14 protein-coding genes are annotated in these 14439 nt (G+C 42.9%); 11 read left to right on the forward strand and 3 right to left on the reverse strand.

Going from position 1 to position 14439, the window contains the following annotated elements; all coding sequences use genetic code 11:
* Positions 1-151 precede the first annotated feature (151 nt).
* The gene (dtd, locus tag P255_RS12680; RefSeq protein ID WP_004902810.1) at positions 152-592 is read left to right on the forward strand and encodes a D-aminoacyl-tRNA deacylase; all 441 of its coding nucleotides are present in this window, start codon (positions 152-154) and stop codon (positions 590-592) included.
* A gap of 45 nt (positions 593-637) precedes the next feature.
* Here the strand turns inward: dtd and P255_RS12685 are convergent, their stop codons facing one another.
* From P255_RS12685 to serB, 3 genes are all read right to left on the reverse strand, one after another.
* Positions 638-1117: an SCP2 sterol-binding domain-containing protein gene (locus tag P255_RS12685; protein ID WP_004902812.1), complete on the reverse strand. Its 480-nt coding sequence runs from the start codon at positions 1115-1117 to the stop codon at positions 638-640.
* Positions 1118-1267: 150 nt separating this feature from the next.
* Positions 1268-1585: an AciT family ciprofloxacin tolerance protein gene (gene aciT / locus P255_RS12690; protein ID WP_004902814.1), complete on the reverse strand. Its 318-nt coding sequence runs from the start codon at positions 1583-1585 to the stop codon at positions 1268-1270.
* Positions 1586-1985: 400 nt separating this feature from the next.
* Positions 1986-3209 (reverse strand): phosphoserine phosphatase SerB, encoded by a 1224-nt coding sequence (serB, locus tag P255_RS12695; RefSeq protein WP_004902816.1) that lies wholly within the window; start codon positions 3207-3209, stop codon positions 1986-1988.
* 76 nt (positions 3210-3285) lie between these two features.
* Here serB and P255_RS12700 point away from each other — a divergent pair, with 76 nt between their 5' ends.
* The 10 genes from P255_RS12700 (at position 3286) to mqo (ending at position 14428) form a co-directional block, all read left to right on the forward strand.
* Positions 3286-4560, forward strand: a complete 1275-nt coding sequence (locus tag P255_RS12700; RefSeq protein ID WP_004902818.1) for a hypothetical protein — start codon at positions 3286-3288, stop codon at positions 4558-4560.
* 214 nt (positions 4561-4774) lie between these two features.
* Positions 4775-5896: a bifunctional 3,4-dihydroxy-2-butanone-4-phosphate synthase/GTP cyclohydrolase II gene (ribBA, locus tag P255_RS12705; RefSeq protein ID WP_004902820.1), complete on the forward strand. Its 1122-nt coding sequence runs from the start codon at positions 4775-4777 to the stop codon at positions 5894-5896.
* Positions 5897-5907: 11 nt separating this feature from the next.
* Entirely contained in the window at positions 5908-6378 is a 471-nt protein-coding gene (ribH, locus tag P255_RS12710; RefSeq protein WP_004750191.1) for a 6,7-dimethyl-8-ribityllumazine synthase, read from the forward strand.
* Between the two features lie 3 nt (positions 6379-6381).
* Entirely contained in the window at positions 6382-6828 is a 447-nt protein-coding gene (nusB, locus tag P255_RS12715) for a transcription antitermination factor NusB (RefSeq protein ID WP_004750194.1), read from the forward strand.
* A gap of 15 nt (positions 6829-6843) precedes the next feature.
* Positions 6844-7761 carry a thiamine-phosphate kinase gene (gene thiL, locus P255_RS12720; protein WP_004902822.1) on the forward strand — a complete coding sequence of 306 codons (918 nt, stop codon included), beginning with the start codon at positions 6844-6846 and terminating at the stop codon, positions 7759-7761.
* A 22-nt stretch (positions 7762-7783) separates the two neighbouring features.
* Positions 7784-8260, forward strand: a complete 477-nt coding sequence (locus P255_RS12725) for a phosphatidylglycerophosphatase A family protein (RefSeq protein WP_004902825.1) — start codon at positions 7784-7786, stop codon at positions 8258-8260.
* 20 nt (positions 8261-8280) lie between these two features.
* Positions 8281-9645, forward strand: a complete 1365-nt coding sequence (gene glmU / locus P255_RS12730; protein ID WP_004902826.1) for a bifunctional UDP-N-acetylglucosamine diphosphorylase/glucosamine-1-phosphate N-acetyltransferase GlmU — start codon at positions 8281-8283, stop codon at positions 9643-9645.
* A 12-nt stretch (positions 9646-9657) separates the two neighbouring features.
* The gene (gene glmS / locus P255_RS12735; RefSeq protein ID WP_004902829.1) at positions 9658-11499 is read left to right on the forward strand and encodes a glutamine--fructose-6-phosphate transaminase (isomerizing); all 1842 of its coding nucleotides are present in this window, start codon (positions 9658-9660) and stop codon (positions 11497-11499) included.
* 192 nt (positions 11500-11691) lie between these two features.
* Entirely contained in the window at positions 11692-12291 is a 600-nt protein-coding gene (locus P255_RS12740) for a LysE/ArgO family amino acid transporter (protein WP_004902830.1), read from the forward strand.
* A 529-nt stretch (positions 12292-12820) separates the two neighbouring features.
* Entirely contained in the window at positions 12821-14428 is a 1608-nt protein-coding gene (gene mqo, locus P255_RS12745; protein ID WP_004902833.1) for a malate dehydrogenase (quinone), read from the forward strand.
* The last annotated feature ends 11 nt before the right edge of the window (positions 14429-14439 follow it).

Genomic DNA, 14439 nt, shown 5'->3' on the forward strand with positions numbered 1-14439 from the left:
GCAACTCAGCGAGTGTTTTAGCAAATAATGATAAAAACCTATCCAAATTAGCAGTTTTTTGCTGAATTTATAACCACTGCATCTTCATGAAAAAGATTTTAAAGCCCGTCTGAAATGTTTATAGTCTGTACTTTTATGAGTAGTCTTAAACATGCGTGCCCTATTACAACGCGTAAAATCCGCCAAAGTTGTTGTAGATGAACAAATTACGGGTGAAATTCAACACGGTCTTTTGGTTTTTTTGGGTCTGGCACAGCAAGATGATCTTGCCATAGGCAAAAAACTGATCGACAAAATCCTGAAATACCGCATTTTTGATGATGAACAAGGCAAAATGGGCTGGAATGTCGCGCAAGCGCAAGGTGGAATTTTACTGGTTTCACAATTTACCCTGATGGCACAAACCCAAAAAGGTTTACGTCCTGACTTTGCCCCTGCCATGCCACCTGCTGCGGCAAAAGCATTGTACGAGCAACTGGTCGACTACACCAAAATTCAATATCCACAAGTAGAAACGGGCATTTTTGCTGCCGATATGCAAGTCCATCTGGTCAATGATGGGCCTGTCACGTTTAACCTTGAAGTGGTTTAAATAAAAAAAGCTCTCAGGATTGAGAGCTTTTTTATGGTCGAGAATTTACTTGCCTGTTTTTTGGCGAATAAACTGACGAACCTGTTTAACTTTGGCTTGTACTGGTTTTGGCAATTTCGGTGGCAATAAACGTGCAACCTTGTTGAACCAGACCAACAAACTAAAATCACCTTCCATTTTAATGCTGCCGTTTTGCATACCCGTCATAAATGCTGAAGGTTCACCTTTGATCAAGGTTTTTACAGCTTGGTTGCTATCAGCAAACTGCAAGGTAAAATCAGCAGGTTGAGGCGCACCAGCAACAGTATCCACTTTGCCATTATTGACCAGAATCTGACGGGCAAAACCTGCATCGGTTGCGATCTGGATGCGAATTTGGCGATCATGCGATAATTCAATAAATTTCGGTGAGGTTTTCGCAAGCTGTTTCATTCGTAAAACCATGCTGACCACCAACAAATCCAGTGGGTCTGTACTTACATTCAGCAAAGGTAACTTTACGACAGGAATAGCAGAAAGATTCATGTGCATTTAGCCTATTGTCATTTTATTCATCTTTAAAGCATCCTATCATAACTTGCCAAATGAATAACTAAGCTTTGTATAACAATTTTTAAGAAAAAAAAGTGCATTTTTCAATGCACCCGAGTTGAGTAACTGATGATTTAAACGGCTTTATTGTTCTTCTTCATAAACGGGTGTGTGTTCAATCAACTGCCGATTGGCAAGCGCCTTTTGCGCAACATGATCTGCTCTTAATAACAGCACGGTAATTCCCATCATGACAAGGCTAAGCGCAGTTAAATAACTATAGGTCATTGGCCAATGAAAGGCAGACTGCACACCCAAACGGATCGCCTCTACAACACCCCAAAATGCCATACCTGCAAACATAAACCCCAGCCAATGCCGAAAAGGTGAAAAGAAAACAGCGATAAGCGCAATGGCAATCAAGCCGATCCCCACCATAGTGGCAACATTTGCTGTTAACATAAAACCTCCGTCTATCACATTTTGTGACTGCAACACTGATCAATTTAAGCATGTTCTGATTCAGCGCTTACGTATTTTTCAGACGACTGTGTGCATGCTCATAATGGCATTATGCAAAGTTTTTTCAGAAAAAAAAGGGAGTTTTTCCAGCAAAGCGACACACTTTGTCGCCAAATACCAATGTCATTACAAAACGATTTTTTGTAAAAATTCGGCGAGTAAAGGAAATATATAGGATTGCGTGTCATTACAATGCACTTCAGCGCTTTTTATGCCTAAAATCATTTTTTTATAAAATTTTTTAATCCTGTAAAAAACGTAAATTCATTGAAACAAATATTTAATTGATATGAAAAAAGCACAATTTTTAAATTGTGCTTTTTTATTTAAAAACAAAAACTTAATGAGCAGGATGCATGTCTTTATCGTGTACGCCTAGCAAATACAAAACACCATCTAAACCAATGCTTGAAATTGCGTGATTAGCGTTTTGGCGTACCAGTGGTTTCGCTCTAAATGCAACACCTAAACCTGCAATTGAAAGCATTGGCAAGTCATTGGCACCATCGCCCACTGCGATCACTTGTTCAAGTGAAATGCCCATTTCATCGGCCAAGCGGCGAAGCAGTTCAGCTTTACGCGCACCATCGACAATCGTACCTTTGACTTCACCTGTCACAAAGCCATCTTGTACATCTAAAATATTGGCATGGACTTCATCAATCCCCAGTTTTTTCTGTAAATATTCAGCAAAATACTGGAAACCGCCCGATAAGATAGCTGTTCTATATCCCAAAAGCTTAAGCGTTGAGATCAGGCGTTCTGCACCTTCGGTAATGGTCAAACGTTCTGCAATTTTTGGCAACACTGAAGCGTCTAAACCTTTGAGCAAGGCAACGCGCGCACGGAAACTTTGCTGAAAATCCAGTTCGCCCTGCATGGCACGCTCTGTAATTTCTGCAACTTGTGCCCCAATCCCAGCTTCACGCGCTAACTCATCAATTACTTCCTGTTCAATCAGGGTTGAGTCCATATCAAAACAGACCAAACGGCGGTTTCGGCGGTAAACATTGTCTTCTTGTACTGCAATATCAATGTTCAGTTCAGTTGATAAGTGTAGGCATGCTGCACGCATTCCTTGTGCATCGAACATTTTCCCTTTTAAACCGAACTCTACGCAAGCACGACGATGCTCTGTATTAGGGGTGTCGAGCACCAAACGCTCTGATAAACGGGTCACTGTTTCAATGTTAAATCCCTGACCCGATACAATTTGTGTAACGGCTTGCAAATCTGCTGCCTTCAGTTCAGGTGCGAACGCCGTCACAATATAACGGGTTGCTCCACCTTCACTGACCCATTGATTATATTCTGCGTTAGAGATTGGTTTAAATCGCACAGTTAAGCCAATATCATGTGCTAAAATTAGAATCTCTTTCATTGCCAAAGCGGTTGCGGTCTGATCTTCAGATGCAACCACGATGCCAAGGGTCAGCTGATTATGAATCACGGCCTGACCCACATCTAAAATTTGCAATGAATGAGAGGACAAAACTTGCATCAATCGAGTGAACTGATTGGGTTGGTCGGGTCCTAAAAATGAAATAAGAATGATTTCTTGCATGGATTGACTCAGTTTGAGCTACAACTATGATTAGAATCATAATCGAAAATGAATCGAATTGCCTTGGAAGTTTACCTTGAATGCACCTAGACAAGGGCTATTTGCTAGCCTACTGATTGTAAGTTTTGCATTGCAGACCTTTTTACTGGTCATTGCAACCACGCATCAACTCAAAGAAAATCGTGCCAGCCAAGGTCAACTGCTGACCACACAACTGGTGACGGACAGCTTGCATGAATTAGACCCAGCAAATCGCGTGTCTTTGGCGCTTCTTGTCGATCGCTATAAAACCAATCCAAGTATTGCATCTATTCGCATTCTCGATGCCTCCAATCAGGTTCTGGCAACAGATGGCTTATATAAGACCCGCGAAGGTGAAGTCTTTAGCCGTGATGCACTACAAAACGAAAAGAAAGTCGGCAGTGTCGAAGTCACACTCATCAAACCGAGCATTGGCGAAATTTTGCGTAGTGAATGGCTTGCAATTTTAGCTTCTCTGATTTTGCATTTTCTTTTATGGATTGCCTATCGAGCGATTGCTCGCCCAAGCCGTAGCGAATATCTGGCACGCATTAACAAGGAAATGCACCTCAAGCATGAAATTCAGGCGCTCACTCAAGCCCTTGAACAGGAAAAGCACAACAGTGCCGTGGTGATCGCACAAGCTCAGCAGCAACCTAAAAAACAGGCGATTCCGAACCGATTGTTCAATAGCGATAAAACTGACGTGAATCCAAATCCACATGCTTTGGCACTCAATATTCAGTTTTATGATCCAAAACAACTCTTGAGCACGGTCAGCCAATCAGTTTCTGTACCCTACTTCAATTTGTGTCAGTTATTCTTGAAAAAAAGCATTGATTTATGTGTACAGCATTATCAGCTTTCTCAAGCAGATATTAACGTACAGCAAAGCTTCCAAGCCGATGGCGCGACCATTACCATCGATGCTGAACGCCCGAAAGCAGTCGAATGTCTGCTTATGGTTGGCATGGTATTTCAGTTACTCTCTGACGTGCTATATAAACGCTACCGTGAAGAAAAACGCTTTGTACTGCAAACTCGCTGCGCGATTGCCAACTCAGTTGAAGACATGCAACTCAATGCAGCACAAGCGGCAGCTCGCCTGACACATAACTTAACCGCGAAAGAAAGCGCGCTGTATTTGCAAGAACAATATCTGAAACTCATCAGTGAACATTTTCAGCTCGTGGCTTTACCTAACCCAAGCAATGTACTGACCCGTCACGCCTTTATGATCAACGGCATGAACAGTGAATGTGCTGAACTGGCGCAAAACCTGCGTACCGAGATCTTAAAAAGTAAAAAATCACGTTCTGAAACCACTTAAATGATTGCCTAGTTTTCAACCTCGCCTGAATGGCGAGGTTTTTTTATCATGATTTTGCCTTGACATCATCAGCTTTAGCAGCATTATAGAAATACACATCAGAAAAGCTGCTGTGGATCTTGAGGGAAACATAGGCAATACTGCCTAAAAATTGCTAATATAAACAACTGTGATAATCGATTGCATTGTAAATTCAGGGTTAAGGTAGGACAGGATGGCACTCAATACTGTTGAAGAGCTTGTCGAAGATATTCGTGCTGGCAAAATGGTCATCCTTATGGATGATGAAGATCGTGAAAATGAAGGTGACCTCATCATGGCAGCAACTCATGTGCGTGCCGAAGACATCAATTTCATGATTACCCATGCCCGTGGTCTCGTTTGTCTGACTTTGAGCAAAGATCGCTGTCAACAACTGAACTTACCTCTCATGGTCGATCAGAATGGCGCACAGCATGGCACCAACTTTACCTTATCCATAGAAGCGGCTGATGGGATTACCACAGGCATTTCTGCGGCAGAGCGCGCGCATACCATTCGTACTGCGGTGGCAGCGGCAGCCAAACCGTCCGATATTGTACAGCCTGGGCATATTTTCCCGCTCATGGCACAACCTGGTGGTGTATTGCACCGAGCTGGACATACCGAAGCAGGCTCGGATCTCTCACGTTTAGCAGGTTTAGAACCTGCATCTGTGATCTGCGAGATCATTAAAGAAGACGGCACCATGGCACGTCGTCCAGATTTAGAAATATTTGCTGAAAAACATGGCTTAAAAATTGGTACAATTGCCGACTTAATTCATTACCGTATGACCAATGAACAAACGGTCGAGCGTTTAAGCCAGCAAAGCATTGAAACTGAATATGGCCCATTGCAACTGTATCGTTATCAGGAGCAAGGTAGCCCAGATATTCATTTGGCTTTGGTGAAAGGTGAACCGAAACAAGGTGTCACCACCGTTCGTGTTCATGGGTTCAACCCAACGCGTGATTTATTAAAATTGAAAAAACAATCGGGTGAATCTGCATGGACAATTGACCATGCACTACAAACGATTGCCAACAGTGAACGTGGTGTTCTGGTTTGGATTGGTCAAAAAAGCTTGCCTGACTTAGGCCCAGCTTTAGATGCATTAACTGCACCAACGCCAGTCAAATCCAATTCGGCATTGTCACATCAATATCAGACTATTGGGGTCGGCGCGCAAATTTTACGCGACTTGGGAGTGGAAAAAATGAAACTTCTCAGTTCGCCATTACGCTTCAATGCCCTTTCTGGTTTTAACTTAGAAGTGGTGGAATATATTTCTGCCGATCAATCTTTTGGAAAATAATCGAGGTTGCTATGGCGATTCGCCGTATAGAAGGTTTATTACATCTCGCGAGCGAAGGCCGTTACGCGATTTTGGTTGCTCGTTTCAATAGCTTTGTGGTTGAACATCTGCTTGAAGGCGCGATTGACACATTAAAACGTCATGGCGTTGCAGAAGAAAATATCACCGTTATTCATGCCCCTGGTGCATGGGAACTGCCTGTTGTTGCGAAAAAACTCGCGAATTCTGCACAGTTTGATGCGATTATTGCATTGGGTGCAGTCATTCGTGGTAGCACGCCACACTTTGACTTTGTTGCGGGTGAATGTGCCAAAGGTTTAGGTGTTGTTGGTTTAGAATCAAGTTTGCCTGTCATTAATGGCGTGTTAACGACCGACAGCATTGAACAAGCCATTGAACGCTCAGGCACCAAAGCGGGCAACAAAGGCAGTGAAGCTGCTTTGACGGCTATTGAAATGGTGAATTTGTTAAAGGCAATTTAATTCATGTCACAAACTTTACAAGCAATTTATGCAGCAAAACGCAAAGCACGTCGTTTTGCTGTACAAGGCGTCTATGAATGGCAAATGAGCCATAACCCTGTTCATGAAATCGAAGCGCGTACCCGTGCTGAAAATGCCATGCACAAGGTTGACCTAAACTACTACCACGAATTGTTAACCCAAATCGTGGCAGAGCATGAAACTCTGGATGAATTGCTCATTCCTGTACTTGACCGTGAAATTGATGCGCTTGACGGTGTCGAGCTCGCGACTTTACGTCTCGGTGCATACGAGTTACGCCATCATGCTGAAATTCCTTATCGTGTGGTACTTGATGAAGCCATTGAATTGGCTAAACACTTCGGTGGGGCAGACAGCCACAAATACATCAACGGTGTATTAGATCGTTTAGCACATGTGCTACGCGAAGCTGAAAAACAACAAGGCTAATTGTTGTCAAACGCTATGGCCGAATTCTCGATTATTGATCGCTATTTCAAAACTGCTGCATCTGCACAGGTCGACTTAGGTATTGGAGATGATTCGGCTATCGTTTCCCCACCCGTGGGGCAACAACTGGTCATCTGTACCGATACCCTCATCGCAGGGCGGCATTTCCCTCTTTCTACATCTGCACATGCCATCGGCTGGAAAAGCGTTGCGGTTAACCTTTCCGATCTGGCTGCCATGGGTGCAACCCCTCACAGTATCTTGCTGGCGCTAAGCCTGCCACAGGTCGATGAGGTCTGGTTACAGGATTTTAGCCAAGGCTTGTTTGACTGCTGTGCGCCTTATAATGTACACCTGATTGGTGGCGATACCACTCAAAGCCCACACCTGACCATCAGTGTCACGGCTCTCGGCTGGATTCCAACTGGTCAGGGTATTACGCGTTCTGGCGCACAAGTGGGTGACTACGTGGTCGTGAGTGGGCAGGTTGGCGATGCAGCATTTGCCCTACAGCATCTTGGGCATCCATTGCAACAACGCTTGGACTACCCTTCCCCACGCTGTGAACTTGGACAAAGTTTACGTGGTCTCGCATCGAGTATGATTGATGTTTCAGATGGTCTGGCTCAGGATTTAGGGCATATTCTTAAAGCCTCACATGTTGGCGCGACTTTATGGCTTGACCAACTGCCTATCGACCCTGCTTTACAGGTATTACCTCATGCTAAGCAATGGCAATACGCACTTGCAGGTGGCGATGACTATGAGCTGTGCTTTACCATTTCTAAAGACAACTATCAGCGCCTGTGTCAACTTAACCCAGTAACGCCATTTACGATTATTGGCTGTATTCAGGCGGATTTAAGTTTAAAATTTGAATATCAGGGCGAGCCCCAATTCTTACAGCTAAGCGGATATCAACACTTTGCATAAACCACCTATTAAATTCCAAGAAATGTCTTGGTTTGATCGTTGCGTCGTGTTTTGTGGCGTAGGCTTGGGCTCAGGTCTTGCACCCAAAGCGCCTGGCACATTCGGTTCAGCCTTTGCCTTATTATTTATTCCCATTTGGTTATTTCTGGGCTTTTATGCTTCAGTACTTGCCATTATTATTATGTCCTTAGTCGGGATCTGGATTTGTGGGCATACCGCCAAAGTGATTGGCGTACATGATGATGGGCGAATTGTCTGGGATGAGTTTGCAGGACAATCCATTACTTTATTGCCTTTAATCTTTTTTAATGTAATGCATATACAATGGGCACTGATTGGCTTTGGGTTATTCCGCCTGTTTGATATCTGGAAACCTTGGCCGATTCGTGTTGCTGACCAAAAGGTTGCAGGTGGCTTCGGTATCATGCTCGATGACATTATTGCAGGGCTTTGGGCTGCATTATGTATTACCATATATTTATTACTTTCAGGTGCTTAACGCCATTTAAGTAGGTTATTATGTCAACTACCGTGATTATTCTTGCAGCAGGTAAAGGCACGCGCATGCGCTCCAAGTTGCCAAAAGTGCTTCAACCACTCGCAGGACAACCTTTACTCGGTCATGTGATTCACACTGCTAAACAACTCCATGCTCAAAATATTATTACGATTTATGGGCATGGCGGTGATTTAGTCAAAAATTCATTCCAGCATGAACATATTCAATGGGTCGAGCAAGCTGAGCAACTTGGTACAGGTCATGCTGTTCAAGTCACTTTACCTGTATTAGCGCAAGATGGTATTTCCCTTATTTTATATGGTGATGTCCCTCTAGTCCGTCAGCAGACTCTTGAGCAACTGCTTGCGGCTTCTAGTGAAACAGGCATTGGCATGATTACCCTCACGGTAGACAATCCAACAGGTTACGGGCGGATTGTACGTGACAATGGTAAAATTCAAGCGATTGTTGAACATAAAGATGCCTCAGATGAGCAACGTCAGATTCAAGAAATTAACACAGGTATTTACTGTGTGAGCAATGCCAAACTGCATGAATGGCTACCAAAACTTTCCAACAATAATGCACAAGGCGAATATTACCTGACCGACATTGTGGCGATGGCAGTGGCTGAAGGTTTAGAAATTGCATCGATTCAACCTGAACAAGCCTTTGAAGTTGAAGGCGTAAATGACCGCATTCAACTGGCTGCTTTAGAACGTGAATTTCAGGCACAGCAAGCTTTAGAATTAATGCGTCAGGGTGTAACGCTGACAGATCCGAAACGTTTCGATTTGCGTGGCAACCTCAAAGTTGGACACGATGTTCGTATTGACATCAATGTCATTATTGAAGGTGACTGTGAACTTGGCGATGGCGTTGAAATTGGCGCAGGCTGCGTATTGAAAAATACCAAAATTGCCGCAGGAACTAAAGTTCAGCCTTACAGCATTTTCGATGGCGCAATTGTGGGTGAAGATACACAAATTGGTCCATTTGCCCGTTTACGTCCAGGTGCAAAACTCGCCAATGAAGTCCACATCGGTAACTTTGTTGAAGTCAAAAATACAAGTATTGGTTTAGGCTCTAAAGCCAATCACTTTACTTATTTAGGTGATGCTGAAGTGGGTGCAGGTTCGAACATCGGCGCAGGAACCATTACCTGTAACTATGATGGCGCAAACAAACACAAAACCATGATTGGCGATGCCGTATTTATTGGCTCAAACAGCTCACTGGTTGCTCCCGTCAAAGTCGGCAGTGGTGCAACCGTGGGTGCAGGTTCTGTAATTACTCGCGATGTTGCGGAAAATGCGCTGGCATTTGAACGCGCTCAGCAAGTCGAAAAAGCAAATTATCAACGTCCTCAAAAGACTAAGAAATAAAAGGTAAATTCTATGTGTGGTATTGTTGGTGGCGTTGCAGAACGAAATATCAGCGAGATTTTGATTGAAGGTCTCAAGCGTCTTGAATACCGTGGTTACGACTCGGCAGGACTTGCACTCATTAATCATGGCCAAGTCCTTCGCGAGCGTCGCGTTGGTAAAGTGGTTAACCTTGAAGAAGCAGTAAAAAGCCATCAGGTTGCAGGGACTTTGGGAATTGCACATACGCGCTGGGCAACCCATGGTAAGCCGACTGAAACCAATGCTCATCCGCATATTTCAGGCAAAGTGGCTGTGGTACATAACGGCATTATTGAAAACTATGCTGAACTCAAAGCCGATTTACAGGCACTAGGTTATGTATTTAGTTCTCAAACCGATACCGAAGTGGTCGCACACTTGGTGGCTGAAGCTCTAAAAACTGCCGATTCATTGTTAGTTGCTGTACAAAGCATCGTGTCAAAACTCAAAGGCGCTTATGCACTCGGGATTGTTCATGCAGACTATCCAGACGAGCTGATTACTGTACGTGAAGGCTCTCCACTGGTGATTGGTGTCGGAATTGGTGAAAACTTTATTGGTTCAGACCAGTTGGCATTGTTACCGATTACCAACCGCTTTATTTACCTTGAAGAGGGTGATATTGCTCGCCTGACCCGTACCAGCATTGAAATTTATGCGCATGGTACTCAAGCCGTTCAACGTCCAGTTAAAGAGCTTGATGCAACAGTGAGTAATTCATCTAAAGGTGAATACAAACACTACATGCTCAAAGAAATTTACGAGCAACCTGAAGCCTTGCAGCAAACCATTTCTCAGGCACTCAATGGCAATGCATTACGTGAAGATTTCCTTGCTGATGCAGAAGTTAACTTTCGTAATATTGAGCAAATCCAGATTATTGCCTGTGGTACCAGTTACCATGCAGGGATGATTGCTAAATACTGGGCAGAACAACTGATTGATGTGCCTTGCCAAGTTGAAATTGCCAGTGAATTCCGCTATCGCTCGCCTGTGATTATTAACCGTACCTTGTACGTGTGTATTTCACAGTCAGGTGAAACTGCAGATACACTTGCTGCACTACGCGACACGCAAAAACGCGCAGCAGCGAAAGGCTTAAATATTGCGACCATGACCATCTGTAACGTCGCCACTTCATCGATGGTACGTGAAACTGATCATCATTTATTGACGTTGGCAGGCCCTGAAATTGGTGTGGCTTCGACCAAGGCATTTACCACCCAGTTGGCAGCATTAATGTTGTTATTACTGAAAATTGGTCAGGTCAAACAACGGATTTCTGCTGAGCAGATGACTGAAATTACAGATGCACTTTGGCATTGTCCGAAAGTCATTCTGGATACTTTACAACATAACGCTGAAATTCTGCGCTTGTCTGAATTGTTTGTTGAAAAGCAGCACTGCCTGTTCTTGGGTCGCGGAACGCATTTCCCGATTGCATTGGAAGGCGCGCTAAAACTTAAAGAGATTTCCTATATTCATGCTGAAGGTTATGCCGCAGGTGAATTGAAACATGGCCCATTGGCGCTCGTTGACAATGATATGCCTGTGGTCATTCTTGCTCCGCAAGACGACATGCTCGACAAACTCAAATCCAATATGGAAGAAGTTCAGGCACGTGGTGGCGAGCTGTTTATTTTTGCCGATGAGCAAAGTGGAATTACTGAAAAAGACCGCCAGCATGTGGTCAATATTCCAAGTGTAAACACATGGTTAGCACCGATTGTCTACAGCATACCTGTACAATTGCTGTCGTACCATGTTGCGGTACTGCGTGGTACAGACGTTGACCAGCCACGTAACCTCGCCAAGAGTGTCACAGTCGAATAAGGTTTTTGTAAAAAGAGTAAAAAACTCTCTGTAACCATACCTCCAAACAGCCAGTGATTTAAAAATCACTGGCTGTTTTTCTTTATATTCAAAATAAAAATTTTTTAGCCACCCCAATATTTTTTTAGTTTTGCTGCTTTAAAAGTCTATAAAAATCATAATGCTGAAAATTTCACTTTCACCGAGTTGATCATGTCAGCATTTTTTTATGGTCTGGGTACTGGGTTTTCTTTGCTGCTCGCGATTGGTGCGCAAAATGCATTTGTCCTCAAGCAAGGGCTGAAACAGCAATATATGTTTTCGGTTGCGCTGATTTGTGCCCTCTCCGATTCTGTTTTGATTTTTCTTGGGGTTAAGGGTTTTTCACACGTGGTTGTTCAATTTCCACACATCCTGATCATTGCACAATACGTTGGCGCAATGTTTTTATTTGGCTATGGCTTACGCAGTTTTTATCAAGCCTTTTATAGCAATGCTGCCTTGGCTCCCAGTCAGCACGAACCTGAAAGTCCATTGAAAATTATTGGAATATGTCTGGCATTCACATGGCTCAACCCGCATGTATATTTAGATACCATGTTGCTGGTCGGTTCGGTTTCTACACAATTTACCCCCGAAACCCACTTGTTTGCCTGTGGTGCAATCCTCGCATCATGGCTGTTTTTCTTTAGTCTGGCTTATGGTGCCAAAATATTGCTGCCTATATTTCAGCGCCCGCAATCATGGAAAATTCTGGATGCAATGATTGGTTGTGTGATGTGGGGAATTGCGTTGCACTTAGCCACGGGCTAAAACCATAAAATTGGCTGCACATTCTGGCAATGTGTAGTTTTTTTAATGTGTTATTTATATTCAAGTGATGAGTGTACACATCACAGTGTTGCGCCCCTGCACGTTCATCCAAATAAAAAACTGATTTGATCCGATCTTTTAAGTATGATTCCTCGCAAATTCTAAACTTTTTAGATATTTACAATTACAACTAAACAATTAAAAACCATTTAAATTTATTTATATTTTTCATCAATTTATACATAAATATAGTTAATTTTTTAAAAAATTTGATCATTTTAAAAATAAACACAAATACAAGTGATTGAATATAAATATTTTTTAAATAAAAATAAATCGATCAATTATATTTAAAAAAACTTTCTATTAATATTTCTACACAATTGTTATACTAAAGTCTTATTTCGTTCGATCTCTGTTCTCGCTTCTTAAATATCCTGTTTTATTTTTTAGCACCTTTTGAACACTTTTTATGTCGATCTTTTTGCCGATTTTTCTGGCAAGTCATTTAATTTTTAAGGTCAATTGAATGCGTAAGTTTTTAAAAGTTTTATTAATACTGCTCTTGGTATTGATAATTCTTGCTGTGATATTTTTGTTTAGACCAATTGCGTCTAAAAAAATTAATACAACCCAAGGTGAACCTGTTGTGGATGTGGTGCTGATTGGTGGCGGCATCATGAGTGCGACACTTGGGACTTATCTGAATGAGCTACAGCCAAACTGGCAAATTCGTATGTATGAGCGCCTCGATAACGTTGCCCTCGAAAGCTCAAACGGCTTTAACAACGCAGGTACGGGTCACTCAGGCTTCATGGAAATGAACTATACCGAAGAAAAAGACGGTAAAATGGACATTTCTAAAGCAGAAAAAGTCGCGTCTCAGTTTGAAGTCGCAAAACAGTTCTGGGCATACCAAGTCAAACAAGGCGTTTTGGGCACACCAACCAACTTTATTAATCCTGTGCCACACCATGCTTTTGTGATGGATGACAACGTTCAATTCCTTGAAAAACGTTATGCAGCGATGATCAAAAGCCCATTCTTCCAAGGCATGAAATTTACTGAAGACCCAAATCAGATTAAGCAATGGGCACCTTTGGTGATGGAAGGACGTGATCCAAAACAGAAAGTTGCGGCAACCCGTATGGAAATTGGTTCTGATGTGAACTATGGTTCAATCACGCGCCAATTGGTCGGTCATTTGGAAAAATCGCCAAATTTCAAGTTGCAAACCTCGACTGAAGTGACGGGCATTAGCCAAAACGATGACAAAACTTGGTCTGTTGCATTTAAAGATTTAAAAACAGGCAAAGTCGATCATGTCAAAACTCGCTTTGTGTTTATTGGTGCGGGCGGTGCAGCGATTAAAATGTTGCAAATGACAGGTTTACCTGAAGCGAAACAATATGCCGGTTTCCCTGTTGGCGGTGAATTCCTGATTACAGACAATCCAAAAGTTGCAGCGCAACATACGGCGAAATTGTATGGTCGTGCCGACTTTGGTGCACCTCCAATGTCTGTACCGCATATCGATACCCGTTATATTGATGGTAAGAAATATGTGTTGTTTGGCCCATTTGCAACTTACTCGAACAAGTTCCTGAAAAATGGTTCCCAGCTTGATTTGATTGCCAATACCAACAAAAACAACGTTTTGCCAATGACTGCAATTGGTATGGAAAACATGGACTTGGTGAAATATCTGATTAGCCAAGTGATGATGTCGGACGAAGACCGTTTCCGTGAATTGAAACGCTACTATCCAAATGCCAACCCGAAAGACTGGCACTTAAGCCAAGGTGGTCAGCGCGTACAGATCATTAAGAAGGAACCAGGCAAACCTGCAAAATTGCAGTTTGGTACTGAAGTCTTTGTTTCCAAAGATCATGCCATTGCAGCATTAATGGGTGCATCTCCAGGCGCATCTACTTCTCCATACATCATTTTGAATGTTCTGGAAAAAGCCTTCCCGACACAAACCAAAGGTGAATGGAACGGCAAGTTGCATGAAATTATCCATTCTTATCAACAGGACTTGGGTGAAAACCCAGCCTTGTTAGATCAGGTACGTCAATACACCAGTTCAACACTGGGCTTACATTACACGCCTGTTGCCGAGCAAGCGCACAAGTAATTTAAAGCATT

It is taken from the genome of Acinetobacter brisouii CIP 110357 (assembly GCF_000488275.1).
In the GTDB taxonomy this organism is placed as follows: domain Bacteria; phylum Pseudomonadota; class Gammaproteobacteria; order Pseudomonadales; family Moraxellaceae; genus Acinetobacter; species Acinetobacter brisouii.

Coding starts and splice junctions, on each gene's coding strand:
- dtd (WP_004902810.1), top strand. CDS start 152: ATGCGTGCCCTATTACAACGCGTAAAATCCGCCAAAGTTGTTGTAGAT.
- P255_RS12685 (WP_004902812.1), bottom strand. CDS start 1,117: ATGAATCTTTCTGCTATTCCTGTCGTAAAGTTACCTTTGCTGAATGTA.
- aciT (WP_004902814.1), bottom strand. CDS start 1,585: ATGTTAACAGCAAATGTTGCCACTATGGTGGGGATCGGCTTGATTGCC.
- serB (WP_004902816.1), bottom strand. CDS start 3,209: ATGCAAGAAATCATTCTTATTTCATTTTTAGGACCCGACCAACCCAAT.
- ribBA (WP_004902820.1), top strand. CDS start 4,775: ATGGCACTCAATACTGTTGAAGAGCTTGTCGAAGATATTCGTGCTGGC.
- ribH (WP_004750191.1), top strand. CDS start 5,908: ATGGCGATTCGCCGTATAGAAGGTTTATTACATCTCGCGAGCGAAGGC.
- nusB (WP_004750194.1), top strand. CDS start 6,382: ATGTCACAAACTTTACAAGCAATTTATGCAGCAAAACGCAAAGCACGT.
- thiL (WP_004902822.1), top strand. CDS start 6,844: ATGGCCGAATTCTCGATTATTGATCGCTATTTCAAAACTGCTGCATCT.
- P255_RS12725 (WP_004902825.1), top strand. CDS start 7,784: ATGTCTTGGTTTGATCGTTGCGTCGTGTTTTGTGGCGTAGGCTTGGGC.
- glmU (WP_004902826.1), top strand. CDS start 8,281: ATGTCAACTACCGTGATTATTCTTGCAGCAGGTAAAGGCACGCGCATG.
- glmS (WP_004902829.1), top strand. CDS start 9,658: ATGTGTGGTATTGTTGGTGGCGTTGCAGAACGAAATATCAGCGAGATT.
- P255_RS12740 (WP_004902830.1), top strand. CDS start 11,692: ATGTCAGCATTTTTTTATGGTCTGGGTACTGGGTTTTCTTTGCTGCTC.
- mqo (WP_004902833.1), top strand. CDS start 12,821: ATGCGTAAGTTTTTAAAAGTTTTATTAATACTGCTCTTGGTATTGATA.